This is a genomic window from Achromobacter sp. RT286_PF, assembly GCF_059760425.1.
The window spans coordinates 1-25842 of record NZ_JCBAMR010000002.1; the positions used below are offsets into that span (position 1 = coordinate 1).

Consider the following 25842-nt stretch of genomic DNA (forward strand, 5'->3'; position numbering starts at 1 on the left):
GCGTAAGGCGGTGGCTCGGGGCGTTGGTTGCCGGCGTTGGTTGCCGGCGTTGGTTGCTGGCAACGGTCGCTAGCGTTGATTGACGGCGTTGACGATGGCGTGGATTGCAGCCACGCGCGAAACGCCTGCGCCTCAGGCCGACGTTTCGACGCGGTTGGCGTCCAGCACGGTCATTGCCGTCATGTTGATGATGCGGCGCACCGTGGAGCTGGACGTCAGGATGTGCACCGGAGCGTTCGCGCCCAACAGGACCGGGCCGACCGCCACGTTGCCGCCCGCGGCCGTCTTGAGCAGGTTGTAGGCAATGTTGCCGGAATCCACGTTCGGGCACACCAGCAGGTTGGCTTCACCTTTCAGCGTGGACGACGGCAGGATGCGCATGCGCAGCGCTTCGTCCAGCGCGCAATCGCCGTGCATTTCGCCGTCGATTTCGATCTCGGGCGCGGCGTCGCGCACCAGCTCCAGCGCGCGGCGCATCTTGGCGCCCGACGCGGAACTGCCCGTGCCGAAATTCGACCGCGACAGCAGCGCCACCTTGGGCGCCAGATTCATGCGGGCCATTTCCTGCGCCGCCATCACCGTGAACTCAGCGATCTGCTCGGCCGTGGGCTCATCGTTGACATGCGTGTCCACCAACACCACCGTGCGCTCGTTGAGCAGCAGGATGTTCATCGCGGCATACACGTTGGCGCCCGGACGGCGGCCGATCACTTCGTCCACAAAACGCAGGTGGTCGTGGTAGGCGCCCACCGTGCCGCAGACCATGCCGTCGGCATCGCCCAGGTGCACCATCATTGCGCCGATCAAGGTCAGGCGGCGGCGCATTTCCACGCGCGCCATTTCCTTGGTGATACCGCGCCGGCACATCAGTTCCCAGTACGTCGTCCAGTATTGATGGAAGCGTTCGTCGTATTCGGGGTTGGTCACTTCAACGTCTTCGCCCAGGCGCAGGCGCAGGCCGAATTTCTCGATGCGCGACAGCAGCACGGCGGGGCGGCCCACCAGAATCGGACGGGCCAGGCCTTCGTCCACCACGACCTGCACCGCGCGCAGCACGCGTTCGTCTTCACCTTCGGTGAACACGATGCGCGCCTTGCCGCCGCCGCGCACGATGCGCTTGGCGGCCGAGAACAGCGGCTTCATGAACGCACCCGAGTGGTACACGAACTGCTGCAACTGTTCTTCGTAGGCTTCCAGGTCGGCCAGCGGGCGCGTGGCCACGCCGCCGTCCATCGCGGCCTTGGCCACGGCCGGCGCGATGCGCACGATCAAACGCGGGTCGAACGGCTTGGGGATCAGGTATTCCGGGCCGAACGAGATGTCGTAGGTGCCATAGGCGGCCGCAACGACTTCGTTCTGCTCTTCTTCCGCCAATTGGGCAATGGCGTACACGGCGGCCATTTCCATTTCACGGGTAATGGTGGTGGCGCCCACGTCCAGCGCGCCCCGGAAAATGTACGGGAAGCACAGGACGTTGTTGACCTGGTTCGGGTAGTCGGAACGGCCCGTGGCCATGACCACGTCGTCACGCACGCCATGCGCCACTTCCGGCAGGATTTCCGGCGTGGGGTTGGCCAGCGCCAGGATCAGCGGGCGCGTGCCCATGGCCGCAACCATTTCGGGCTTGAGCACGCCGCCGGCGGACAGGCCCAGGAACACGTCGGCGTCCTGAATCACTTCAGCCAGCTTGCGGGCATCGGTCTTTTGCGCGAAACGCGCCTTGTCCGGGTCCATGAGTTCGACACGGCCTTCGTAGACCACGCCTTCAATGTCGGTGACCCAGATGTTTTCCAGCGGCAGGCCCAGGTCCACCATCAAATCCAGGCACGCCAGGGCAGCAGCGCCCGCGCCCGAGGTCACGACCTTGACCTTCTTGATGTCCTTGCCCACGACCTTCAAGCCGTTGATGAACGCGGCCGATACCGTGATGGCGGTGCCGTGCTGGTCGTCGTGGAACACGGGAATCTTCATGCGCTCGCGCAGCTTGCGCTCGACGGTGAAGCATTCGGGCGCCTTGATGTCTTCCAGGTTGATGCCGCCGAAAGTGGCCTCCAGCCCGGCAATGATCTCGACCAGCTTGTCCGGATCGGTTTCATTGATTTCGATGTCGAACACATCCAGGCCGGCAAACTTCTTGAACAGCACCGCCTTGCCTTCCATGACGGGCTTGGAGGCCAGCGCGCCGATGTTGCCCAGGCCCAGCACGGCCGTGCCGTTCGTGATCACACCCACCAGGTTGCCGCGCGCGGTGTAGCGGTAGACGTTGGCCGGGTCGGCCACGATTTCTTCACAGGCAGAGGCAACGCCCGGCGAGTACGCCAACGCCAGATCGCGTTGGTTGACGAGCGGCTTGGACGCCACCACTGAAATCTTTCCCGGGGTGGGAAACTCGTGATAGTCCAATGCTGCCTGGCGGTCGGAGGGCGAATTCATGCGGCGGTAGCCTCGTGTGGCGAAATAAAAGGGTGACGTGAATATGGGAAAAATTCTAGGCGCGCAGACATAAGGTGTTGATTCGGATTTAATATCGTCCCATTACCTTTACCTTATGACGTGTCTATGACGGCCTTTGACCCGGATGCAGTAATCCGGAAACTGACCTCGCGGCTGAAGATGCGCCACCTGATGCTGCTGTTACAGATCGAGCAGCACGGATCGCTGACGCGCGTGGCCGAACACATGGCCACCAGCCAGCCCGCCGTGACCAACGCGCTGGCTGAACTGGAAAGCATGTTCGACGTGCCGCTGTTCGACCGCTCGGTGCGCGGCATGACGCCCACGCCGCTGGGCGCCGTGGTGCTGGCGCGGGCGCGTGGGCTGGTTCACGACCTGGGCCATCTGGTGCAGGAAATGGAGGCGGTGGCGGCGGGCCATGCCGCCCATCTGCACATTGGCGTCATTCCGTTTGTGTCGGGCCAGATGCTGTCGGCGGCCATTGGCCGCACCTTGCCGCAAGGCCGGCGCATTACCGCAACCATCCACGAAGGCCAGGGCCCCGCGCTGCTGCGCCAGCTGCGCGACCACACGCTGGATGTGGTGGTGGGCTGGGCCACGCCGTCGGTCGACCTGAGCAATATCGATTTTGAAGTGCTGTACCACCAGCAGCCCCGCCTGATCGCCAGCCGGCGCCTGGCGGCGCGGCTGGGGCGGTCGCGGCTGGAATGGGAGCGGCTGGCCGACCTGGACTGGATTCTGGGCACGCCGGGCAGCCCCATCCGGGAACAGGTAGCGGAGATTTTCCTGCGTGCGGGGGTGGCGCCGCCGCCGCCATCGGTGCAAAGCGATTCGTCCAAGCTGATCGGCGAAATGATTGTGGCCAGCGACCGCGCCGTGTCGATCCTGCCGGCCGATATCGCCGACGAATTGGTGCGGATCGCGGGCGCGGCCATCGTGCCGTATTCGTTTGACTGGACGCTGCCGCCGATCTCGCTGTTCACGCGGGCCGATGGCCTGCGGCGCAACGTGGACGCGCTGTTCGCGTCAAAGCTGCGCGAGGTCTATACCAAGGGCGCGCGGCCGGGGAATTGACGGAAGGCCTTGAAGCGGGCGTTTGTCGACAAAATTGTCAACCAATGCAAACGTTGGCCCGTGCCCGGCCACCCCGATCCTATACTTGCGGCGCCAAGATTCATGCAGGAGGCCGCCGCTTGTTCCCCACCCCGCCCTCACACGCGCCGCGCCGCGCGTTTGCCCTTGCCTTGATCGGCCTTGCCGCATCCGCCGCGCTGTCCGGCTGCAATTCGATGCTTAACGAAGGCACCGGCGCGGCCGCCGGTATCGCGGGCACGGCCATTGCCAACAAAGTTACCGACAACGCCACCGTGGCCACCGGCATCGGCCTGGGCGTACAGGCCGGCGCGAAAGCGGCCCTGGCCTACGCGCAGCGCAAGACGCGCGGCGAAGAGCAGGACGCCATCGCCACAGCCGCCGGCGCGCTGGACGTAGGCGCCGTGGGCCCGTGGCGCGTCAAGCACCAGATCCCCATCGAAAGCGACGCGCAGGGGCAGGTTGCCGTCAGCCGCTTGATCGGCGGCGTCGGGCTGCAATGCAAGGAAGTGGTGTTTTCTATCGACACGCCAGCCGATAAGCCTGCCGATAAATCCGCCGATAAGTCCGCCGATAAGGCCACCAACAAGGCCGCCAACAAGGCCACCCACAAGCCCACCAACCAGGCCGAGGACGAACTCGCGCGCGAGTTCTACGTCACCACCATCTGCCGCGACGGCGCGCAGTGGCGCTGGGCCAGCGCCGAGCCGGCCACGGCGCGTTGGGGGTCGTTGCAGTGATCCCGCGTGTTTGTGTGTTGGCGCTGACGGCCGGCGCCCTCTTGTCTGGCTGCCAGAGCTCGTCAATCGGCGGAGCCACGGGCGCCGTGGTCGGCACCGTCAGCGGCGCGGCCACGGCCAACCCGGTTGCGGGCTACGCCATCGGCGTAACCGTGCAGGCCGCCGTGGACGCCACGGTGAAATACGTGCTGCGCGAATGGAAGAACGATCAACAGAACGTGATGGCCAACGCGGCGGGCGACCTGCCGATCGGCCAGATCCGCCACTGGCAGATCCGGCATGCGCTGCCCGTGGGTAACGAGAACGGCGGCATCCAGGTGGTGCGCGATATCGCCACGCCACTGACCCGCTGCCGCGAAGTGCTGTTCACGGTCGAGCAGGAAGACGCGCCCGCCCCCGCCTACACCAGCCTGATCTGCCGCCAGCAAAACGGCCAGTGGAAATGGGCGGCGGCCGAGCCGTCGGTGGCGCGCTGGAACGGCTTGCAATAGGCTTGATCGCGCCGGGATCGGCAAGCGATACTGGGCCACCGCCACGCGCCCAGCCCCACCCTATCCGTCCATGCTTTCCGGTCAATTCCAGATGCAGCGCAGCGTGCTTGCCGGCGTGCAGGCCGTTGCCGCGCGCAGCCGCCATGCGTTTGCGCGGCATACGCATGATCAGTTCGGTATCGGCGTGATGCGCCAGGGCGCACAGGTGTCCCACAGCGGCCGGGGCCAAGTCACGGCCGGCCCGGGCCACGTCATTACCGTCAACCCCGGCGAAGTGCACGACGGCGCACCCATCGGAGACACGCCGCGCGCTTGGCAGATGCTGTACCTGGACCCGGACGTGGTGATGGACGCCGCCGGCCAGCTTGCCGAAGCCGGCGGCTTGGCCGCCGCCTACGAATTCGTCTACCCGGCACGCGACCAGCCCCACCTTGCCCGCGACGTGTTGCGCTTGTACGCGCACGCCATCGGCAGCCCTGCCCCGCTGGCTAGCGACGCGTTATTGCTGCGCATTCTGATGCAGGCGCACGGCGAGCGCGCGCCCGATTTGACGCCGGATGCGCGCGCGGGTGTTCCCGCTTGCATCCGCCATGCGCAGGACCTGATCGACGACACCCCCGCCGCCGTGCTGTCGTTGGCCGACCTTGCCGCCGCCAGCGGACTCAGCCGCTATCAAGCGCTGCGCGCCTTCACGCGCGCCACCGGCATGACGCCGCACGCCTATCAGATACAACGTCGGCTGCTGTTGGCGCGGCAGCTGATCCGGCGCGGCATGCCGCTGGCCGACGTCGCCGCCGCCAGCGGCTTTGCCGATCAAAGCCACATGACGCGGCTGTTCACGCGCGCCTACGGCGTGTCGCCCGGCCACTACGCATCAGCGGCCCGCGCCGCCTGAGGCGGCAGTGGCGTTTCATTCAATGGAATTGGATTCAAGGGCGGCCACTGCCGCGCGATGCGGTGGCGCAATCCTCCTCAGGGCGACCCCTGCCGCGCGAGGCGGTGGCGCAATCCTGCTCGGGGCGGGGCACTGCTGCCCGATGCGGCAATGCACGCACGTTCAAAGCAGACCTCTGCCGCCGATACCGCCCTCCTACTGACCCAGCCCTGCAATTTCATTCAAGACCGCATACGCGCGTCGGCCCATGCTGCGGTTTTCTTCAGCAAGGACGGGGCAATGAACGCAAGGAACAGGTTCCAAGGCTATGGCTTTCTGGCGGCGGCCATGGTGCTGGTGGGCAGCACGGTTGTGGCCAGCAAGATCATCGGCGCCGGCATGCCGCCTTTTACCGCCACCGCCTTGCGCTTTGCCCTGGCGCTGCCGTGCTTTGCGGTGTTGATGGCCGCCACCGGCGCCCGCGTGCCGCGCCTGGGCCGACGCGACTGGATGCTGCTGGCGGCACAAGCCATTGCCGGCAGCGTGGGCTACACGACATTGTTGATCGCCGGCTTGCAGCGCGCGTCGGCGGTGGACGGCGGCATCATCCTGGGCACGCTGCCGCTGGTGTCCGCAGGCATCGCGATGCTGCTGCTGGGCGAACGGCCGGGCAAGGCAACATTGGGCGCGATTGCCGTGGCCGCTGCGGGCGTCGCGCTGATGGCGCGGGGCGGTGGTAGCGCGGACACGCCCGCGTCATGGACCGGCAACGCCCTGATTCTGGGCGCGGTCGTGTGCGAAGGGCTGTTCATCCTGCTGAACAAACGCTTGCACGTGCCCGTGCCGCCGCTGGCGCTGTCGACGGTGATGGCCGGGTTTGGACTGGCGTTTTCGGCGCTGGCCAGCGTGACCGAAGCCCCGTGGTCGCTTACCTTTTCAAGCAGCGCGATGATGGCCGTGGGCTACTACGCGCTGGTGCCCACGGTGGGCGGCTTCCTGCTTTGGTATGCGGGCGCGGCGCGCGTGCGCGGCGCGGAAGCGGCGTTGTTCACTGCGTTGGCGCCGACGTGCGCCGTGCTGCTGGCGGCAACGGTACTGGGCGAAACGGTGACGGCCGCGCAAGCGTTGGGCATGGGCTGTGTGCTGGCCGGCGTGCTGTGGCAGGCGGTGGCCGCGCGCGCTAGCCCCGGCTGAAAGCCAGGGCGAAGTCCTCGGAAAAAATATCCGCCAAGGCATGCCGCAATGCGGCCGCGCGTTCGGTGCCGTAGGCCGCTTCAAAACGGCGCTGCGCATCCTTCCACAAGCGTTTGGATTCCGCCAGCTTGGCCCGGCCCGCGTCGGTCAGGGCCACCCGGCGGCTGCGGCCATCGCGTTCGTCGCGCGAGGTTTCCACATAGCCGTCGCGCTCCAGCGGTTTCAGGTTGTGCGCCAGCGCGGACCGGTCCAGCACCAGCGCGCGCGCCAGGTCGGTCATGGACGGGGTGCCGGCACGGGCGATGTGCACCAGGATGGAATGCTGCGACACCTTCAAGCCGCAGGGCGCCAGCACCGTGTCATACAGCTGCGAGACGCGCCGGGTCGCCTTGCGCAAGGCGGCGCCGTTGCAGACGAGCGGGTCGGGGATCGGGCCGGAGGTCTGGCCCGGGGCAGCGCCGGGGGTCGGGCCGGAGGTCGGGCCGGGGGTTGGGCCGGACGTGGCGGGTTCAGCGTCGGACATGTGCGTGGCAAACGGGCAGGCAAAGTGGATCGGGCAAGCTCAATACGCTACTGCCGGGAACGGCCGGCGTCCAGCGCATTGTTGACAGATATTGGCATATGCACGTAAATTTTATCCCACCTCGTGACACGCCGAGGCAGCGCCTTTGCCGTGCCTTTCGTAGCGCCTTTGCCGTGCCTTTCGTAGTGCCTTTGCCGTGTCTTTCGTAGTGCCTTTGCCGTGCCTTTCGTAGCGCCTTTGCCGTGTCTTCGTAGCGCCTTTGGCGTGTCTTTCGTAGTGCCTTTGCCGTGTCTTTCGTAGCGCCTTTGGCGTGTCTTTCGTAGCGCCTTTGCCGTGTCTTTCGTAGCGCCTTTTACCGTGTCCTCCGTCGAGCCTTTGCAGCGCCCCCTTTCGCCCCTTTCGCCCCCTACTCCGCCCTAGCCATCGCCCCCTTCCAGCCGCCAACCATGTCAGCGACTCCCCCGCCACGCCCTGCCAACGCGCGCTTGCACGCGATGCTTCATGCGCCCATTGCCCCCACGCTGGCCCGCCTGGCCTGGCCGAATATCCTGATGATGTCGGCCCAGTCCGCCACCGGCCTGATCGAAACCTGGTTCCTGGCGCGGCTGGGCACATCGGTGCTGGCGGGCGTGGCGCTGGTCGTGCCGGTGCTGTTCCTGATGGGCAACATGTCGCAAGGCGCGATGGGCGGCGGCATCTCGGCCGCCGTGGCGCGCGCGCTGGGCGCAGGGCGCCAGGAAGAGGCCAACCAGTTGGTGCTGCACGCCGTCGTGCTGAACGCGTTGCTGGGCCTGCTGTTCTGTGTACTGCTGTTGGTCTTCGGCCCACAACTGTATCGCGCGCTGGGCGCGCAGGGCGAAGCGCTGGACGCGGCGCTGGCGTACTCCAATGTCATCTTTGGCGGCATCATCCTGATGTGGTTGATGAACGCCTTTGCCAGCGTCATACGCGGCACCGGCAACATGCTGGTGCCGGGCGCGGTGATCTGCGGCGGCGCGCTGTTGCTGGTGCCCTTATCGCCCTGCCTGATCTTCGGCTGGGGGCCGTTTCCCGCGCTGGGCGTGGCGGGTGGCGGCTGGGCGCTGGTCATCTACTACGGCGTGGGCGCGCTGATCCTGGGCGTCTACTGCGCCAGCGGCCGCAACCCCGCGCGGCTGGTCATCAGCCGACTGCACCTGTCCCTGATGCGCAGCATTCTTAACGTGGGCGCACTGGCCACGTTGAATCCGCTGCTGACAAACGCCCAGGTAGCGCTGATTGCCGCGTTGGTCGGCGCCTATGCCGGCACGGCGGCGGTGGCCGGCTACGGCATTGCCGTGCGGCTGGAATACCTGCTGATGCCCATCGCGTTCGGGCTGGGCGCGCCCATGGTGGCGATGGTGGCCTCCAACATCGGCGCGGGGCAGCCCGAGCGCGCCGTGCGCATCGCGTTGACGGGCGGCGCGATGGCTTTCGTGCTGGCCGAATCCATCGGCCTGGCCGCGGCGTTTTTCCCGGAAGCCTGGTTGCGATTGTTCGGCGCCGAAGACCACATGCTGCAAGCTGGTGCCCTTTACCTGCAAATGGTCGGGCCGGTGTATGGATTCTTTGCGTTGGGGTTTTCGATGTACTTTGCCTCGCAGGGCGCGGGCCGCTTGAAGTGGCCGCTGTTGGCTGGTTGCCTGCGCCTGGTCACCGCCGTGGGCGCGGGCGGCATCGCCCTGCACCTGACGGGGTCACTGACGGTTTTCTTCCTGGTGGCGGCCGTGGCAATGTGCCTGTACGGGCTGATCATCCTGGTCGCGATCGCGTCCGGCTCGTGGTTTCAGCGCGGCCATCTGCCAAAGGCTCGCCCGCTGGCGGGGTCTTGACGGGCGCGTCGCGCAACGCGTAGGACACCAGCGCATCCGCGTACGCCGGCAGGGTGTCGCGCACGCACAGCACCAGATCGCGCGTGGCCCAATCGTCCGCCAGCGCCACGCGTTGCACCCCGGCCGTCCTGCCCAGGCGCACGGCGGCGGCCCGCGGCACAATGGCAATGCCCACGCCCCGCCCCACCATCTTGCACACGTCGTCAACGCCGCGCAGGCGCACGCGGTACGACAGCATCTTGCCGCCACGGCGCGCGTGATGCGCCAGGTGTTCTTGCAGCGCGCTGCCTTCAATCAGCCCCACGAAATCCGCGTCAGCCACCTCGGCCAGCGTGACCGAACGCCGGTTCGCCAGCGCATGGCCGCGCGGCACCACCAGGGTCAGCGGATCGTGGCGGAAGACGCGCGTGTGCAGGCCCTGCAAGTCAGCCGAATCGGCCAGCACACCGATGTCGCAAGCGCCCGCGCGCAGCGCATCGGCAATTTCCACGCTGGTGCGTTCTTCCAGGTCCACCGAGACACGCGGATGGTCGCGCAGAAAATCGCCCAGCACCGGCGGCAGGTGCTCGGTAAGCGCCGTGGTGTTGCACAGCACGCGCACGTGCCCTTTCAGGCCCTGGCCGTAGTGGTCAAGTTCGCCCCGCATGCGGTCGATTTGCCCCAGCACGACACGCGCGTGATGCGCCAGCGTGCGTCCGGCGGGCGTGGACTCGACCCCGCGATGCGCGCGCAGCAACAGGGCGACGCCCAACGTGCCTTCCATGCCGCGAATGCGCTCGCTGGCCGACGCCAGCGTCATATGCGTGCGCTGCGCGCCGGCGGTAATGGAGCCGGTTTCGTATACGTTCAGGAATAGACGAAGGTCGGTCAGGTCGAATCGCATCCGGGCAGCGTAGCACGTGCTGCCTATGGTGCAGCCATAGGCAGGCTATGCGATTTCCCGATCGCGTGGCGGTACGTGGCGGCGCAAAATCGAAGCCTGCTTACCTCGCCGCTTACGCTGCCTTCGACTCCAATGCCGACCGTTACACCATGACTTCCCGCCGTATCAATCGCCTCGTTCCAGCGTCCCTGCCCGCGCGTTTCTTTTCGGCTGATCGGAGGCTGCGCATCCGGGCCAGCCATGGCCATAGCCATAGCCACAGCCATAGCCATAGCCACAGGCATAGGACCAGCCATAGCCTGGACGCCAACGGAGCAACGCCATGAACGCCGCCGACCTGGTGCCCGGCGGCACCCCGGCGATGCTGACCGCCGTCATCGCGGTGTTTGTCCTGGCCGGCGTGGTGAAGGGCGTCGTGGGCTTGGGCCTGCCCACCATTTCGATGGCGATGCTGGCATTGGTAATGGCGCCGGCGCAGGCGGCCGCCTTGCTGATCGTGCCGTCACTGGTGACCAATCTCTGGCAAGCGCGCCCCTGGCCCACACTGCCGCACAGCTTGCGCCGCATCGGCGCCATGCAGGTCGGCATCTGCGTGGGTACGGTGGCCGGCTCGCTGTGGCTGGGCGCGCCCAGCGGGCAGTGGGCCGGCGTCGCCCTGGGGCTGGCGCTGATCGCCTATGCCGCGTGGGGCCTGTTCGGCTCGCCGCCCAGCGTGCCACGCCGCCACGAGCACGCGCTGGGCGCGCTGGTGGGCGCGGTGACCGGCGTCATCACGGCGGCCACCGGCGTGTTCGTCATCCCGGCCGTGCCGTTCCTGCAAGCGTTGAACCTGGGCAAGGACGGGCTGATCCAGGCCATGGGAATCTCTTTCACGGTGTCCACCGTGGCGTTGGCGTTTGGCCTGTGGATCAACGGCGGCTACAGCCCGAACGCGGCCGGGTCGTCGGTAATGATGCTGTTGCCCGCGCTGGCGGGCATGGCGCTGGGGCAGTGGCTGCGCAACAAACTGTCGGCGCGGATGTTCAAGCTGTGCTTCATGATCAGCCTTGCCGTGCTGGGCGCCTGGCAGGTTGCGCGCGGCTGGGGCAGATGACGGGTACACGAACGGGCGGGCAATCAAGTCCGCCTTGCCGCCGCAGCGCTCATGCGGCCAGACGCCGTTCGTCGACAAAGCCGATGGACACCGACATCTCGCGCCATCGCGCCAATTCCTGTTGCACCGACTGGATCTTGCCGCGCGCCTGATCGAAGGCGTCGCGGCCCAGGAACAGGTGCAGCGGCGCGTATTGCGCGTGGGCCGCCTGGATCAGCGCCTGCGCGGCCTTGGCCACGTCGCCCCCCTCTTGCGCGTGCGCCCCACGCGCGGCACGTTCCGGCGAACCGCCGCCGTCTTGCGGCGAGCCCGCCCGCATCGCGCCCGGGTACACCAGCGACACGCGCACGCCCCACGCGGCAGCCTCGGCGGCCAGCGCCTCGGTCAGGCCACATACCGCGAACTTCGCCGCGCTGTATGCGCCCCATTCGGCATGGCCGCCATCAAAGCCCAGAATCGACGACACGTTGATGATGTGGCCGCCTGCCTGCGCCCGCATGCGCGGCAGGACGGCGCGTATCACGTTCAGCGTGCCGAAGACGTTGATGTCGAAGGCGGCCCGCACCTGCGCATCGGACAGCTCGGCCAACGACCCCGGGCAGGCCGCCCGCGCATTGTTCACCACCACATCAACGCGGCCAAACGCGGCCACCGTCGCGTCCACCGCGCGGCGCACATTGCGATCGTTGGCCAGATCCACCGTCAACGGCAGGAACTGGCCCTCAAGCTTGGCCCCGACCGCATCCAACAACGCATCACCATCGCGCGACGTTGCCGCCACCTTGTGACCTTGGCCCAGCAGCATCTTCACCAACACCAGGCCCAAGCCCGTGGATGCGCCCGTCACCAGCCAGATTTTTTCGGAGTTCATGCGATTTTCTTCCCTTGCTTGCGTGCTTGCTTGCGTGCTTGCGGCCCCCGGCAAGATGCCTGGCGGCCGGCTCCGAGCGCCGCGCTTTCCGTGAAAAGCATCGCCCCTGAGCCTGAAGAGAATGTTAGAAATCGAGCGCCCGTGCGTACAGGCTCGTTCTTGCGTGAAACCTGCCTATTTCTACGTTGATGACCTGTCCGGCCGCATGGGGCGGCCTGCGCCCTGTGACATCGCCTTCCGCTCGCCGCGCCCGGCTGGCTGCGCTTGCAGCAGCCCCAGGAAGGCCCGGTCTGGGCATCCCGACGCGGAATGTCGGATAATTCGGGTGTTTCCCGCCGCTGCATGCGGCGGATTTTTGTGGGCGCGCGTCGCCCGCCAGCATTCGGAGTCAACTATGCATCGCGGTATTCAGGCGATTGAACAATTCATGGAATCCATCGGCCTGACCTGGCGCCCCGGCTCGACAGAAAGCGCCGAACTGCGCGTCAGCTACCGCATTGGCAACACGCGTCCGCTGGGCATCGACCGCACGCTGGTTGAATTCCACTGCGACGCCAAGCGCCCCAAAGTCTGGGTGCCCGAGTTCTCGCGCACCAGCTTTCACCAATGGTTTGAAGTGCCGTTTCAGGAATTCGAGTTCACCCCCGGTGGCTCGATGCTGAAGATCAAAGCCCCCGCCCGCGGCAACGCGCCCCCGTACAGCGTGGGTATCAAGCCGCTGGCTTGATGGCATAACGTCCCTGCCTGCGGTAAGCGGCCAGGCTAGCGGGCCAGATTTGACTCGACCGGGTCAAATCTGGCCCGTTTTTATTGTGGACCTTCTTGCGTTTCTACCGCGATTGGGCTGACAGGTACCGCAGCGACCTTGCCAGCCCAAAAGGGAAGCGGTGGGCGTCATTGTGAGCGCCCGCAAAAATCCTCTGGTCGGTCTTGATAGGGATCCCCGAAAGCCTCGCCGAATTCATCGAATACAGCGTGCCCTACACCTCGTTCCCCAAAGAGATCGACGAACTCTGCGGCTTTGCCGAGCCCGTCAAACCCGCTTGTACATGATCGTTGTCGCGTCCAGCTTGCCGGGATCGTGCGGGTCGCGGCTGAAGCCGGGGATCTGGCCTGCCGTGGCGTAGCCCAGCGATGCGTATAGCGGTTCGGCGCTGTCGCCGCTGCGGGTGTCCAGGGTAAGCAGGGTGCGGCCCAGGTGGATGGCGTGGGCTTCCGCGGCTCGCATCAGGTCGCGGGCGATGCCGCGGCGGCGGAAGTCGGGGTGGACCAGCAGTTTGCGGATCTCGGCGCGGTGCGGTTGGTTGGGCGGGGTGTCGGTATCCAGTTGCACCGATCCGGCGATGCGGCCGTTCCGGCGGGCGACCCACAGCAACAGATGGCCGCCTTCTACCGCCGGCAGCACCTTGTTGCGCCAGAATGCTTGGGCGTCGTCGGTGGAATACGGCAGGACGAAGCTGACGCTGGCGCCGCCGTGCACGCAGGCATGCAGCACGTCGCCCAGCTCGTTCAGGCAGGCGCGGGCGGCGTCAGCCGTCAACAGGGTTACGTCGGTATTGGCGCGGTCTAGTGTCATGGGTGGCATGGGTGTCATGGGTGGCATGGACTTCATGGTGGGCTCAGACGATGAACAACAGGTAGCGGGCACCGCGTTGCGGCGGGGTCACGAACAGGCTGGCGCCGAACAGTTGGTAGCGCAGGCAGTCGCCCGGCGCCAACGTGTACGTTTGCCCGTCGACGGTGATGGCCAGTTCGCCCTCCAGCATCAACAGGTGGTGCTCCAGACCGGGCCGGGGCGATTGGTCGTAGGCGATGCGGGCGCCGGGCGCCAGTTCGCAGGCCAGCACTTCGCCGGCCAGTTGCTGCGCGGGCGGGGACACCGAGCGCCGGCGAAATCCCGCGCTGTCGTCCACCCACACCGCCTGGGCGCTTTCTGGGACGAGCGGCGCGAAGTCGTCTTCCACCATCATCATCAGGCGCGACATGGTCATGCCGTGCGCGGCGCACAGCTTGCCCAGCACGGACGCCGTGGGGCTGACCTCGGCGTTTTCCAGGCGTGAGAGCGTGGCGCGGCTGACGCCCGCCAGGCCGGCAAGCTCGTCCAGCGACCAGCCGCGTTCCTGCCTCAGTGCGCGCAGCCGGTGGGCGATGCGGCGGTCCAGATCAAGATCGTTGCTTGCATTTTCCATATTCGGGAATTTATCCCAGATACGGAAACGCCACAAGGCGCCGATGGCGTGAGGAAATTCGGCACAATACGGCATGCTTTTGGCCCGAACCCTACTCATGCCCCTCCTTTGCCTATCGTTTCTGGGTGGTTGCAGCCTGCCCCCGCTGGACAAGCGCCACGAATCACAGGCGCTGACGCCCGAGGACGCAGCGGCCACCGCGCTGGGCCGTGGCATCACGCCGCTGGCCGCCGCGCACCCCGGCAAGTCGGGCATCCACCCCTTGGGCGATGCGCATGACGCTTTCGCCGCCCGGATGATGCTGGCCCGCGCCGCCGAGCGCAGCCTGGATGTGCAGTACTACATCTGGCACAACGACATGACGGGCACCATGCTGCTGGAAGCGCTGCACGCCGCGGCCGACCGGGGCGTGCGCGTGCGCCTGCTGCTGGACGACAACGGCACGGCCGGGCTGGACAAAGTGTTGGCCGCGCTGGACGCCCACCCAATGATCGAAGTGCGGCTGTACAACCCGTTTGTGTTGCGCTGGCCCAAGCCATTGGGCTACGTCACGGATTTCAGCCGCCTGAACCGGCGCATGCACAACAAATCGTTTACCGCCGACAACCAGGCCACCATCATCGGCGGCCGCAACATCGGCGACGAGTACTTTGGGGCCACCAGCGGCGTGCTGTTCACCGATCTGGACGTGTTGGCAATCGGCGCGGCGGTGAACGACGTGTCCAAGGATTTTGACCGCTACTGGAGCAGCGATTCAGCTTACCCGGTCGACCGGATACTGAAACCGGCCGGCCCCGGCGAGCTGGACGCGCTGGAAGAGCAGGCCAGCAAAGTCGAGGGCTCGCCCGAGGCCGCGGCTTACGCGCGTGCCATGAAGCGGCTGCCTTTCATCCGGCAGTTGCTGGCCGGTGATCTGACGCTGGAATGGGCCGATACCCGGATGGTCAGCGACGACCCGCGCAAGACACTGGGCACCGCGCCACCCGAAGCCATGCTGCCGCATCAGTTGCACGACATCATCGGCGCGCCCACGCAGGATCTGTACTTGGTGTCGCCCTACTTCGTGCCCACCGCCCGTGGCACCGAGGCATTCGGAAAGCTGGCGCAAAGCGGGGTCAAGGTGCAGGTGCTGACCAACGCGCTGGAAGCAACCGACGTGGCGGTGGTGCATTCCGGTTATGCCCGGCGCCGCAAGGACTTGCTGGCCAGTGGTGTGGAACTGTTCGAGATGAAGCGGCAGGCGCGCGGCGCGGATCGCAACAAAAGCATGGGGCCCTTTGGCAGCTCGGGTTCCAGCTTGCATGCCAAGACCTTTGCCGTGGATGGCCGGCGCGTGTTCGTCGGATCGTTCAACTTTGATCCGCGATCCGCCACCCTGAATACCGAGCTGGGCTTTGTCATCGACAGCCCCACGCTCGCGGCCGGCATCGCCAACGCCTTCCAGCAAGAGTTGCCCAAGCTGGCCTACCGCGTATGCCTGGACGAGCAGGGCGACGTGATCTGGGAGGAGCAACGCGATGGCAAGACGGTGCGCCACGAGACCGAGCCCGGCACGTCGGCGTGGAAGCGGTTCTCGGTATGGTTCGTTTCCCTGCTGCCACTGGAATCGCTGCTGTGACGGGTGACTTGCGGCGGCGATTCGTGGCTGTAGCCCCGCACCCTGGCACGCTGCCCTGGCACGCTGCCTTTGCACGCTGCCTTTGCCCGCTGCCTTTGCACGCTGCCTTTGCACGCGGCCTTTGCCCGCCGCCCCCGGCCCGCTGCCGTGGCACGCGGCTGTGGCAGGTCTTGAGACGCGCTGCTATAACGTTCGTAATGTTCCATTTGCCGGGCTTATCGCCATCGCAACAAGCGGAGTTCGCCGCCACCCCTGCCGGACGTAGATTCACCGTTTTGTTTCACCGCACTTGCCGATCGCCATGCACGCCCCGCCCTGCCCCGCCTTGCCCGACCTGGACTGGACCGCCATCACACACTCGTTGGACGCGCACGGCAATGCCATCGTGCCCGGCCTGTTGACGCCCGCGCAATGCGACGAATTTGCAAACCGGTACGACGAACCCGACCGCTACCGCAGCCGTATCGTGATGGCGCGGCATGGCTTCGGGCGGGGCGAATACAAGTATTTTTCCTACCCTTTGCCGCCCTTGCTGCATGAGCTGCGTACCGCGCTGTATCCGCGCCTGGCTCCCATTGCCAACCGCTGGAACCGGCAGTTGGGCATTGCGGTGCAATACCCCGACAACCACGCCGCCTTCCTGCAACGTTGCCACGACGCCGGCCAGCGCCGCCCCACGCCCTTGATCCTGCAATACGGCCCGGGCGACTACAACTGCCTGCATCAGGACCTGTATGGCGAACACGTGTTCCCGCTGCAAGTGGCCATCCTGTTGTCGCGCCCCGGCCACGATTTCACGGGCGGAGAATTCGTCATGCAGGAGACCAGCAGCCGCGAGCAACGCATCGACGTGCTGCCCTTGCAACAGGGCGACGCGCTGATCTTCACCGTGAACCTGCGTCCCGTGCCGGGCGTGCGCGGCTGGCGCAAGACGGCAATGCGGCACGGCGTCAGCGCGCTGCACACGGGCCGACGCCACACGCTGGGGCTGATCTTTCATGACGCACAATAGGCCGCCGCACGATAGGCCGCCGCACAACAGCCCGCAGCACCATTGGCCGCAACACAATAGGCCCACCGCGAATTAGGCCCGCCACACGATAGCCCCCGCCATGACCCTGAACCTGTTCGACGACGAAGACACCGCGCAGCACGGTCGGGACCAGATCGGCCCTCAGTCCTATGTGCTGCGTGGCTTTGCGCTGGCGCACGCCGACGCGCTGCTGCAAGGCGTGGACACCGTGACCGCGCAGTCGCCCTTTCGCCACATGCGCACGCCGGGCGGCTACACCATGTCGGTGGCGCTGACCAATTGCGGCGAATGGGGGTGGACGACGGACGCGCACGGGTACCGCTATACGCGCATTGATCCGCTGTCCGGCCAACCCTGGCCGGCGCTGCCCGCCGCGTTTTTGCACCTGGCGCACGATGCCGCGCTGGAAGCCGGCTTTCCCGGCTTTACGCCCGACGCCTGCCTGGTAAACCGCTACGAACCGGGGTCTCGCTTGTCCTTGCATCAGGACAAGAATGAACGCGATTTCGACGCGCCTATCGTGTCGGTGTCGTTGGGCATGCCCGCGCTGATCCTCTTCGGCGGCAACGACCGCGCCGACAAGGCGGCGCGCGTGCCCTTGTTTCATGGCGACGTGGTGGTGTGGGGCGGCGTGGATCGCCTGCGCTATCACGGCGTGATGCCGATGAAGGAAGCCCCGCACCCCCGGCTGGGCAGCCGACGCATCAACTTCACGCTGCGCAAGGCAGGCTGACAGCGCTAGCCGACAGCCGATAGCCGAGAGCCGACACTAGGGTTGACCGCGTCTGGCCGTGCCCGAACGGCCGCCCTACACTTTCGCACCCCTGCCCGCGCCCCCGTCGGGCGCACTTCGCCCCCGCCCTATTGCGCCCCTTGCGCCTTCTTGCGCCTATGCCGCCGACAATCATGCGTACCCGCCTTCGCCCGCTACTTGCCCGCCTGCTGTCACCCTGTCTGCTGTCACCCTGTCTGCTGTCACCCTGCCTGCTGTCACCCCGCCTGCTGTCACCCCGCCTGCTGTCACCCCGCCTGCCCGTTGCCGTCCTGTGCCTGGCCGGCGCGGCGCTGTCCTTGCCCGCAGCGGCGGCCGAGCCGCCCGCGCTGCTCGTCAATTCGCTGGACATGACATTCGTGGCCATACCCGCCGGCACGTTCCAGATGGGCAGCGACGAATCGGCCGAGACGCTCGCCCGTGACTACCCCCAATATCCCAAAGACCGTTTCACCCAGCTGTTCGACGAAGCGCCCGTGCACACGGTGCGCATCACCCGGCCCTTCTACCTGGAACGCACCGAGGTCACGGTCGGCCAGTTCAAACGCTTTATCGAGGCATCCGGCTACGTGCCCGAGTCCGAGGCGGACGGCACGGGAGGCTACGGCTACAACGCCGCGTATGACCCCGACAAATCCGAACGCGGCGACGCCTTTGAAGGCCGCGACCGCCGCTATTCCTGGCGCAACCCCGGCTTTGCGCAGACCGACGACCACCCGGTGGTGAACATCAGCTGGAACGACGCCACCGCCCTGGCGCGCTGGCTGACCCAGCAGGAAGGCCACGTCTACCGCCTGCCCACCGAAGCGGAATGGGAATACGCCTGCCGCGCCGGCACCCGCACGCGCTATCAGAATGGCGACGACCCGGCTGGCATGGCCGACGTGGGCAACGGCTTTGACGCCGACACCGCGCCCCTGTGGCCAAAATGGCACGCCTTTGCCACCCCGCGCCACGACGGCAACACCTTTACCGCGCCGGTGGCCAGCTATGCGCCCAACGCCTTCGGCTTATATGACATGCACGGCAACGCCTGGGAATGGGTGTCGGACTGGTATGGCGAAGACTATTACGCGCAGTCGCCCGCCGACGACCCCACCGGCCCGGCCAGCGGCAACGTACGCGTGCGCCGGGGCGGGTCCTGGCATACCTGGGCGCTGTACACGCGCTCGTCGTATCGCAACTGGAATACGCAGGAAACGCGCTACCCCCTGGTCGGCCTGCGGCTGGTGCGCGAGGCCGATTAAACAAAAAAGGGGCCTGGGCGGGTTAGCATAGCCGCACGCTTAACCTCAAAGAGAGTCCTGACATGCATTCGCTGGGCCGTCTCGTCCTTCTCGTGAACGACTACGACACCGCCATTTCCTTCTATCAAGACAAGCTGGGCATGGAGGTATTCGCAGATATGCCCGTGGGCCAGCAGCGCTACGTGCACCTGCGCCTGCCCGCCCAACCGGCGGTGGGGGTCTGGCTGCTGCAAGCGCTGACGCAGGCGCAACGCGACCGCGTCGGCGACCAGACCGGCGGCCAGCCGGTGGGCGTGTTCTACACCGACGACGTCATGCGCGACCACGGCAGCTTTGTCGCGCGCGGCGTGCGCTTCACCAAAGAACCCGTCCATGACGACAGCACCGTCTACGCCCACTTCATCGACCTGTACGGCAACGAGTTCGTACTGGTGCAGGTGAAGGCGTAACCCCCCTGACCTAGCCATTACGCTAGCCCAGCCTTAACCCCAAGGCAGGCCGCCATGACCCGCGCCACACCGACTCAGGACTGGATCCTTCGCGCCGCCGACACCGGCCACGTGGAGCGCATCGAAGCCTACTTCGGGGGTCATGGTTACGACATGCACCGCCACGACACCTACGCCATCGGCCGTACGCTGGCGGGCGTGCAGAGCTTTAACTACCGCCGCGCCGTTCGGCACAGCCTGCCCGGCGGCACCATCGTGCTGCACCCCGACGAAGCGCATGACGGCCAAGCGGGCACCGAGGCCGGCTTTCATTACCGCATGCTTTATGTCGAGCCCGCGCTGATCCAGCAGATTCTGGGCGGGCGGCCCTTGCCGTTCATCCCGGGCGGCATCTCGGCCGACGCCCGGCTGTACGCCGCCAGCGGCGCGCTGCTGCAAGACACGCACGCGGCGCTTGACCCCTTGCAGGAAGACGACGCGCTATACGACCTGGCGCATGCACTGTCCGCCGCCGCGGGCAGGCCGCGCGGCCGCCGCTGCGCCGACTACGTCGCCACCGAGCGCGCGCGCCAGTACATCCACGCGTCGCTGGACACCACGATCACGCTGGACGCGCTGGCCCAGGCCGCGGGCAAAGACCGCTGGAGCCTGTCGCGCGATTTTCGGGCCCTGTTCGGCACCAGCCCCTACCGCTACGTCATGCTGCGCCGGCTGGACTTGGCGCGCCGCCTGATCGCGGCCGGTGCGTCGTTGGCCGACGCCTCGGCCGGCGCCGGCTTTACCGACCAAAGCCACCTGACACGCCGCCATGCGCAGACCTACGGCATGACGCCCGACCGTTGGCGCCGCATGCTGCACCGCTAGTGCGCGCGGCGGCCAAAGAAAATTACAACAGCCGGCAACGGCCCGGGAGCCCTCCCACCCACCTGCAAAACCTGCAAGAACGTACAAGACGCCAAGCCGGCCCAAGCCCTAAGCTTGCGGGGTCATCATTCATCCAGGCTTTCAAAATGCCCCCCATTCCCGCCATCAACATTGCCGGCAAGCTTGCCCTGTTCAACGAACACTGGCGGCCCAAGGTCATCGCGCAGATGAACGACTACCAGTTCAAGGTGGTCAAGGTGCAAGGCGAATTCGTCTGGCACAGCCATGCCGACACCGACGAAACCTTTATCGTGATCAGCGGCCGCCTGCGCATCGACCTGCGTGATGGGCAGACCGACCTGGGCCACATCGACCTGGGTCCGGGCGACATGACCGTCATCCCCAAAGGCGTGGAGCACAAACCCTGCGCCACCGAAGAGGCCCACCTGATGCTGGTGGAACCCTGTGGCGTACCCAATACCGGCGACCAGGGCGGCGAGCGCAGCGCGCCCAACGACGTCTGGATTTGACGCCCCCGGTTCTGCTACCGTGAATCGCATCCAGGAGAACACCATGCCGAAAGTCATACTCGTTACCGGCGGCAGCCGGGGTATCGGCGCCGCCGTCGCCAAGCTGGCCGCGCGCCGGGGTTACGCGGTAGGCATCAATTACCGCACCCATTCCGACGCCGCCGACGCCGTGGTGGCCGACATCCAGCAAGACGGCGGCACCGCGCTGGCCATCCAGGCCGACGTGTCGCAAGAGGATGACGTGCTGCACATGTTCCGCACGCTGGACGAGCGCCTGGGCCGCATCGATGCGCTGGTCAACAACGCGGGCATTCTGGAAACGCAGATGCGGCTGGACGAAATGGAAGCCGACCGCCTGCTGCGCGTGCTGTCCACGAACGTCATCGGCGCTTTTCTGTGCGCGCGCGAAGCCGTGCGCAGGATGTCGACGCGGCACGGCGGCCAGGGCGGCGCCATCGTCAACGTGTCCTCGGCCGCCGCGCGCCTGGGCTCGCCCAACGAATACGTGGACTATGCGGCATCCAAGGGCGCGCTGGACACGATGACCATCGGCCTGTCCAAGGAAGTGGCGCCCGAAGGCATCCGCGTCAATGGCGTGCGCCCGGGCACTATCTACACCGACATGCACGCCAGCGGCGGCGAACCCGGCCGCGTCGACCGCCTGAAAAGCGTCATCCCGCTACGGCGCGGCGGCTCGGTCGAGGAAGTAGCCGGCGCCGTCATGTGGCTGTGTTCCGAAGAAGCCGGCTACACCAGCGGCTCGTTCATCGACGTGTCCGGCGGCAGCTGAACGCCGTTGTTCAACCGTTGTTCAACCGTTACGCGGCGGCTTGTCGTCGGTGGCGATCACGCTGTTTTGTTCCTTGCGTTCCCAGATGCGGGCCTCGACGCGGCGCAGCACGGCCAGGACGAACAGCGCCAGCAAGGTGCTGACCAGCGCCGTGGCCTCGCGCCCCATCCCCGCCGCCACGCCGATGGCCGCCGTCATCCAGATGCTGGCAGAGGTGGTCAGCCCATGGATTTCTCGTTCATCGCTTAGCTTGATGATGGCGCCCGCGCCCAGGAAGCCGATGCCGGCGATCACGCCTTGCAGCACCCGGCTGATGTCGCCCACTTCCATGCCGCCTTGCAAGGGCACCAGCACGAAGATTGCCGCGCCCAGCGCCACCAGCATGTGCGTGCGCAGGCCCGCGGCCTTGCCGCTGCGTTCGCGTTCATAGCCCAGCAGCCCGCCCAGGAACACCGCCATCCCCAAGCGCAGCACAATGCGCGTGGCTTCGCCGACGTCGGGGATATCCGCGAATTCGCTGCGTACCGTGGACCAGATTTCCAGCCAGACTTGCGCCATCTTTCGCTTCCTGCAAGACAAGGGTGAAGCAGCATAGCAGGCGCGCCGGTGCCCGCGCCATGCTGCGTTTTCTTACTGGTTTGGCCCACGCAACTGGTTTACAACCATGGCTTGCGCCGCGTGTGCGGGCGCGAATTCACAGGAGGCAGACATGGACTTGCAGCTGGCCGGAAAACGCGTGCTGATCACGGGCGCGTCAAAGGGTATCGGCCTGGCGTGCGCCGTGGCGTTCGCGCGCGAAGGCGCGGACCCCATCCTGGTGGCGCGCGACGATGCGGCGCTGCATGCGGCCACCGCGTCCATCCGCGAGCAGACCGGGCGCGCGGCCCAGGCCGTGACGCTGGACCTGGCACAGCCCGGCGCGGCGCAACGGCTGGCGCAAGACACCGGCCCCATCGACATCCTGGTGAACAACGCGGGCGCGGTGCCCGGCGGCGCGCTGGACCAGGTGCAGGACGAACGCTGGCGCGCGGGCTGGGAATTGAAGGTGCATGGCTACATCAGCCTGGCGCGCTGCTATTACCCGCACATGCGCGAGGCGGGCGCGGGGGTCATCGCCAACATCATCGGCATGGCGGGCGCCGCGCCGCGTGCCGACTACATCTGCGGCGCGGCGGCCAATGCGTCGCTGATCGCCTTTACCCGCGCGCTGGGCGGTGACGCGCCGCGCCACGGGGTGCGCGTCTTTGGCGTGAACCCGTCGCGCACGCGGACCGACCGCGTGCTGACCCTGGCGCGGCAACGCGCGCAAGCCCGCTGGGGCGACGAGGAACGGTGGCAGGAAACGCTATCGGACCTGCCGTTCAACCGGCTGATGGAGCCGGCCGAAGTGGCCGACATGATCGTGTTTGGCGCATCGCCGCGCGCGGGCTACCTGAGCGGCACCGTCATCGACCTGGACGGCGGCGAGCAGTACGCGAATTACGGGAAATAGCCGGCGCAGGCAGGACGGCGGCAAGGCCGGTCAGCGTGCCCCGGCCTGCCAGCCCGCCAGCAGCGCGGGCAACTGGTTCATGTCGGTGAACACGTGGGCCACGCCCACATTGCGCAAGGCCTCGGCGCCGCTGTGGCCGTTGGCGTCGGGGCTGTAGCCGAACACCGTGGCGCCCGCGGCCACGCCGGCCGTCGCGCCGGTGACCGTGTCTTCCACGATGGCGCAACGCTTGGGGTCCACGCCCAGCGCCTGCGCGGCGGCCAGATAGACGTCGGGAAACGGCTTGCTGCGCGGCATTTCGTGGCCACTGAAAACGCGTCCATCAAAGCAGTCCGCAATGCCGACCTTGACCAGTTGCAGTTCGACCTTGCGGCGGTCGGCGCCGGACGCCACGGCGATGCGGCCGTCCAGCGTGCGGTGCAGGGCGCGCACGGCGTCGGGCGCGCCGGGAATTTCAAGCAGGTCGCGGTCCAGGGCGGCGTTGCGACGCTGGCGGAATTCGTCAAACCATTGCGGCCCCAGCTTGGCGCCGGTGCGCGCTTCGATCAGCGGCAGCTCGTCCCGCACGGCCTTGCCGGTGAAGATGCGCATGGCTTCTTCGTGGGTGATGTCCCAGCCCAGCTCGTTCAACATCTGGGTCAGCACATGGCTGGTGATGGGTTCGGAATCGACCAGCACGCCGTCACAGTCGAACAACACGGCGTCAAAGGGAAAATCAGTCATTGCGGGCGGGATGGGGCGGTTCATGAAGCGGGTAAGCATACTGCATGGCCCGCAAAGCAAACTTCGGCAGCAAACGTCGATAGCAATCTTCGATAGCAAACTTCGGAGTGACGCCGGCCGGCGTGCGAGCCTATGCTGAGCCACGCACAAAACACCCGCCACGCCACGATGCCCGACCCGACACCGCCAGAACGCTTCACCGACGCCCGGCCCGACACCCGACCTGATAGCCGGCAAGCCTTGCACCGCCCCCTGGACCATACGGACTGGGCACAGGTATTCCGGGACCTGGACGCGCAAGGCTGGGCGCTGTTGCCCGGCTTGTTCGCGCCGGACGCCGCGCGTCGGCTGGGCGGCGCCACCGTGCCCCCCGCGCTGGCTGCCATGCGGCCGGTTCTGTACCGGCATCTGCTGCCCATCGCGCGCGCGTGGGCAGCCGCCTTGCAGTTGCCCGCTGCCGACCCCAACGTCCACCCCGACGTCCAACCCGACGTCCAACCCGACGTCCAACCCGACGCCTACCCCGACGACTTCACGGCATGGACCCAGCGCAACCGCGACGCGGGCCAGACGCGGCCGCTGTCCGCCGTGCGCACGCTGACGCAGGGCGACTATCAAGCGTTGACGCATCACGACAACGGGCAAGCCGTATTCAGGCTGCAACTGGTCGCGCTATTGTCCGAGCCCGATGTGGATTTCACGGGCGGGGAATTCGTGATGACCGAGCAGCGCCCGCGCATGCAGTCCCGCCCCATGGTGCTGCCCTTGAAGTTGGGCGACGCGGCGGTGATCGCGGTGTCGCACCGGCCGGTACAAGGCGCACAAGGGATCTACCGCGTGACCGCCCGGCACGCCATCAGCCGGGTGCGGTCGGGACAGCGCGTGGGGTTGGAACTGCTGCTGCACGACGCGAGCCAGGGCTAGTTGTCCGCCGTGATATTGCCGTCCGCCACCACCTTGGCGAACACCGCTGTCTGCGCCTTGATGAAGGCGCGGAATTCGTCCTGGCTCATCGGTTGCACCTCGCCGCCCAGGTCGCGGATGCTGGCCACGAATTTTTCGTCACGCAGGCTGCGGTCGATGGCGGCGGCCAACTTCTGCTGCACGGCTGGCGGGGTGCCGGCCGCCACGAACACGCCGAACCAGTTTTCCAGCGCATAGTCCTTCAGGGATGGCGTTTCAGCCACGGCCGGAATGTCCGGCGCGAACGAGGCCCGCTTGGCCGACGTGACGGCCAGCGGCTTGACCTTGCCGCTCTTGATGAAAGGCAAGGCGCCCGCCAGGCTGACAAACGTCAGGTCCACGCTGCCGGCCGCCACGTCCACCAGCTGTGCCGACGCGCCCTTGTACGGCACGTGCACCATCTTGATTCCGGCCAGCGATTGCAACAGTTCACCGTTCAGGTGCTGCGGATTGCCCACGCCGCTGGTGGCGTACGTCAGCTTGTCGGGATGCGCACGGCCATACGCGACCAGCTGCTCCACATTACTGACGGGCAGCTTGGGGTTGGCCACCAGCACATTGGGCACCCGCGCGATCAGCGCGATCGGCACCAGATCCTTTTCCGGCTGATATTGCATCTTGCTCTTGAACACCAGCGGGTTGATGGCGGTTTCGCCCGCCGACCCCAGCAGCAAGGTGGTGCCGTCCGGGGCGGAACGCACCACCGTCTGCGCGCCCAGCATGCCGCTGGCGCCGGGCTTGTTTTCCACCACGACGCCCTGCGGCATTTCGCTGCGCAGGCGTTCGGCCAGCAAACGGCCCATGCCGTCGACGCCGCCCCCTGCCGCAAACGGCACGATCAAGCTGATGGGCCGGCCGGTATCGGCCGCCACGGCCGAGGCGGCGGGCAGGACGGCGGCGCCCAGGCCGAAGGCCAGGGGCAGCAAGAGCGCCGGCCGCAAAGCCGTCCGTAAAGCTGCCCGTAAAGCTGCCCGTAAAGCCGTCCGCAAATTCAGCGGCAAAGTCAGCGGCGAAGTCAGCGGCAAAGTCAGCGGCGAAGTCAGCGGCAAAGGCAGCCTCAAAGACAGACGAAATGGCAGCCGCAATGGCAGGGCGCGCGCCGTCGCG

Annotated in this window: 27 protein-coding genes; 17 read left to right on the forward strand and 10 right to left on the reverse strand. The window is 66.8% G+C overall.

The window, feature by feature from the left end:
* Positions 1-132: 132 nt before the first annotated feature.
* On the reverse strand, positions 133-2433 hold the full coding sequence (locus AC6LJY_RS01895) for an NADP-dependent malic enzyme (RefSeq protein ID WP_498135152.1): 2301 nt from the start codon (positions 2431-2433) through the stop codon (positions 133-135).
* 126 nt (positions 2434-2559) lie between these two features.
* Between AC6LJY_RS01895 and AC6LJY_RS01900 the strand changes: the two genes are divergently transcribed.
* Entirely contained in the window at positions 2560-3528 is a 969-nt protein-coding gene (locus AC6LJY_RS01900; protein ID WP_314365493.1) for a LysR substrate-binding domain-containing protein, read from the forward strand.
* Positions 3529-3665: 137 nt separating this feature from the next.
* Here AC6LJY_RS01900 and AC6LJY_RS01905 read toward each other — a convergent pair whose 3' ends face one another.
* On the reverse strand, positions 3666-4157 hold the full coding sequence (locus AC6LJY_RS01905) for a hypothetical protein (protein WP_498135153.1): 492 nt from the start codon (positions 4155-4157) through the stop codon (positions 3666-3668).
* Positions 4158-4282: 125 nt separating this feature from the next.
* Between AC6LJY_RS01905 and AC6LJY_RS01910 the strand changes: the two genes are divergently transcribed.
* The 3 genes from AC6LJY_RS01910 to AC6LJY_RS01920 all read left to right on the forward strand — a co-directional run bounded on the left by AC6LJY_RS01910 (position 4283) and on the right by AC6LJY_RS01920 (position 6845).
* On the forward strand, positions 4283-4777 hold the full coding sequence (locus tag AC6LJY_RS01910) for a hypothetical protein (RefSeq protein WP_498135154.1): 495 nt from the start codon (positions 4283-4285) through the stop codon (positions 4775-4777).
* Between the two features lie 70 nt (positions 4778-4847).
* On the forward strand, positions 4848-5672 hold the full coding sequence (locus AC6LJY_RS01915; RefSeq protein WP_498135155.1) for a helix-turn-helix transcriptional regulator: 825 nt from the start codon (positions 4848-4850) through the stop codon (positions 5670-5672).
* A gap of 279 nt (positions 5673-5951) precedes the next feature.
* Positions 5952-6845 carry an EamA family transporter gene (locus AC6LJY_RS01920; RefSeq protein WP_314365485.1) on the forward strand — a complete coding sequence of 298 codons (894 nt, stop codon included), beginning with the start codon at positions 5952-5954 and terminating at the stop codon, positions 6843-6845.
* On the opposite strand, the gene AC6LJY_RS01925 is transcribed toward AC6LJY_RS01920, so the two are convergent.
* Entirely contained in the window at positions 6832-7368 is a 537-nt protein-coding gene (locus tag AC6LJY_RS01925; RefSeq protein ID WP_332611301.1) for a MarR family winged helix-turn-helix transcriptional regulator, read from the reverse strand. The genes AC6LJY_RS01920 and AC6LJY_RS01925 overlap by 14 nt on opposite strands.
* A gap of 446 nt (positions 7369-7814) precedes the next feature.
* On the opposite strand from AC6LJY_RS01925, the gene AC6LJY_RS01930 reads away from it, so the two are divergent.
* Entirely contained in the window at positions 7815-9218 is a 1404-nt protein-coding gene (locus AC6LJY_RS01930; RefSeq protein ID WP_498135156.1) for an MATE family efflux transporter, read from the forward strand.
* Here AC6LJY_RS01930 and AC6LJY_RS01935 read toward each other — a convergent pair.
* Positions 9139-10101 carry a LysR substrate-binding domain-containing protein gene (locus AC6LJY_RS01935; protein WP_485858273.1) on the reverse strand — a complete coding sequence of 321 codons (963 nt, stop codon included), beginning with the start codon at positions 10099-10101 and terminating at the stop codon, positions 9139-9141. The genes AC6LJY_RS01930 and AC6LJY_RS01935 overlap by 80 nt on opposite strands.
* A gap of 322 nt (positions 10102-10423) precedes the next feature.
* Here AC6LJY_RS01935 and AC6LJY_RS01940 point away from each other — a divergent pair, with 322 nt between their 5' ends.
* Positions 10424-11194, forward strand: coding sequence for a sulfite exporter TauE/SafE family protein (locus AC6LJY_RS01940; protein WP_498135157.1), 771 nt, complete (start codon positions 10424-10426; stop codon positions 11192-11194).
* Between the two features lie 49 nt (positions 11195-11243).
* Here the strand turns inward: AC6LJY_RS01940 and AC6LJY_RS01945 are convergent, their stop codons facing one another.
* Positions 11244-12065, reverse strand: coding sequence for an SDR family oxidoreductase (locus AC6LJY_RS01945; RefSeq protein WP_046806756.1), 822 nt, complete (start codon positions 12063-12065; stop codon positions 11244-11246).
* Between the two features lie 394 nt (positions 12066-12459).
* Between AC6LJY_RS01945 and AC6LJY_RS01950 the strand changes: the two genes are divergently transcribed.
* Positions 12460-12792 (forward strand): hypothetical protein, encoded by a 333-nt coding sequence (locus AC6LJY_RS01950; RefSeq protein WP_006221349.1) that lies wholly within the window; start codon positions 12460-12462, stop codon positions 12790-12792.
* 306 nt (positions 12793-13098) lie between these two features.
* Here the strand turns inward: AC6LJY_RS01950 and AC6LJY_RS01955 are convergent, their stop codons facing one another.
* Both AC6LJY_RS01955 and AC6LJY_RS01960 read right to left on the reverse strand, forming a co-directional pair.
* Complete coding sequence (locus AC6LJY_RS01955) at positions 13099-13668, reverse strand: GNAT family N-acetyltransferase (RefSeq protein ID WP_498135325.1); 570 nt, start codon at positions 13666-13668, stop codon at positions 13099-13101.
* Between the two features lie 16 nt (positions 13669-13684).
* Positions 13685-14254 (reverse strand): helix-turn-helix domain-containing protein, encoded by a 570-nt coding sequence (locus AC6LJY_RS01960; RefSeq protein ID WP_120156806.1) that lies wholly within the window; start codon positions 14252-14254, stop codon positions 13685-13687.
* 97 nt (positions 14255-14351) lie between these two features.
* Here AC6LJY_RS01960 and AC6LJY_RS01965 point away from each other — a divergent pair, with 97 nt between their 5' ends.
* The 8 genes from AC6LJY_RS01965 to AC6LJY_RS02000 all read left to right on the forward strand — a co-directional run bounded on the left by AC6LJY_RS01965 (position 14352) and on the right by AC6LJY_RS02000 (position 21557).
* The gene (locus AC6LJY_RS01965) at positions 14352-15872 is read left to right on the forward strand and encodes a phospholipase D family protein (RefSeq protein WP_498135158.1); all 1521 of its coding nucleotides are present in this window, start codon (positions 14352-14354) and stop codon (positions 15870-15872) included.
* A 301-nt stretch (positions 15873-16173) separates the two neighbouring features.
* Complete coding sequence (locus tag AC6LJY_RS01970) at positions 16174-16884, forward strand: 2OG-Fe(II) oxygenase (protein WP_314365462.1); 711 nt, start codon at positions 16174-16176, stop codon at positions 16882-16884.
* Positions 16885-16984: 100 nt separating this feature from the next.
* Entirely contained in the window at positions 16985-17638 is a 654-nt protein-coding gene (alkB, locus tag AC6LJY_RS01975) for a DNA oxidative demethylase AlkB (protein WP_498135159.1), read from the forward strand.
* A gap of 173 nt (positions 17639-17811) precedes the next feature.
* Complete coding sequence (locus AC6LJY_RS01980) at positions 17812-18924, forward strand: formylglycine-generating enzyme family protein (protein ID WP_498135160.1); 1113 nt, start codon at positions 17812-17814, stop codon at positions 18922-18924.
* A gap of 62 nt (positions 18925-18986) precedes the next feature.
* On the forward strand, positions 18987-19373 hold the full coding sequence (locus AC6LJY_RS01985; RefSeq protein WP_046806761.1) for a VOC family protein: 387 nt from the start codon (positions 18987-18989) through the stop codon (positions 19371-19373).
* Between the two features lie 54 nt (positions 19374-19427).
* The gene (locus tag AC6LJY_RS01990) at positions 19428-20237 is read left to right on the forward strand and encodes an AraC family transcriptional regulator (RefSeq protein WP_498135161.1); all 810 of its coding nucleotides are present in this window, start codon (positions 19428-19430) and stop codon (positions 20235-20237) included.
* Between the two features lie 146 nt (positions 20238-20383).
* Positions 20384-20767 carry a cupin domain-containing protein gene (locus AC6LJY_RS01995; RefSeq protein ID WP_498135162.1) on the forward strand — a complete coding sequence of 128 codons (384 nt, stop codon included), beginning with the start codon at positions 20384-20386 and terminating at the stop codon, positions 20765-20767.
* A 43-nt stretch (positions 20768-20810) separates the two neighbouring features.
* Complete coding sequence (locus AC6LJY_RS02000; RefSeq protein WP_046806762.1) at positions 20811-21557, forward strand: SDR family oxidoreductase; 747 nt, start codon at positions 20811-20813, stop codon at positions 21555-21557.
* 21 nt (positions 21558-21578) lie between these two features.
* On the opposite strand, the gene AC6LJY_RS02005 is transcribed toward AC6LJY_RS02000, so the two are convergent.
* Complete coding sequence (locus tag AC6LJY_RS02005; RefSeq protein WP_314365449.1) at positions 21579-22115, reverse strand: MgtC/SapB family protein; 537 nt, start codon at positions 22113-22115, stop codon at positions 21579-21581.
* A 151-nt stretch (positions 22116-22266) separates the two neighbouring features.
* Between AC6LJY_RS02005 and AC6LJY_RS02010 the strand changes: the two genes are divergently transcribed.
* Positions 22267-23049, forward strand: a complete 783-nt coding sequence (locus AC6LJY_RS02010) for an SDR family oxidoreductase (RefSeq protein ID WP_314365446.1) — start codon at positions 22267-22269, stop codon at positions 23047-23049.
* 30 nt (positions 23050-23079) lie between these two features.
* Here AC6LJY_RS02010 and AC6LJY_RS02015 read toward each other — a convergent pair whose 3' ends face one another.
* Positions 23080-23772, reverse strand: a complete 693-nt coding sequence (locus AC6LJY_RS02015; RefSeq protein ID WP_104142258.1) for an HAD family hydrolase — start codon at positions 23770-23772, stop codon at positions 23080-23082.
* A gap of 132 nt (positions 23773-23904) precedes the next feature.
* Between AC6LJY_RS02015 and AC6LJY_RS02020 the strand changes: the two genes are divergently transcribed.
* A complete protein-coding gene (locus tag AC6LJY_RS02020) occupies positions 23905-24696 on the forward strand; it encodes a 2OG-Fe(II) oxygenase (RefSeq protein ID WP_498135163.1) in 792 nt (263 codons plus the stop codon).
* Here the strand turns inward: AC6LJY_RS02020 and AC6LJY_RS02025 are convergent.
* Positions 24693-25661 carry a Bug family tripartite tricarboxylate transporter substrate binding protein gene (locus AC6LJY_RS02025; RefSeq protein WP_223264722.1) on the reverse strand — a complete coding sequence of 323 codons (969 nt, stop codon included), beginning with the start codon at positions 25659-25661 and terminating at the stop codon, positions 24693-24695. The two genes, AC6LJY_RS02020 and AC6LJY_RS02025, sit on opposite strands and share 4 nt — an antisense overlap.
* Positions 25662-25842 lie beyond the last annotated feature (181 nt).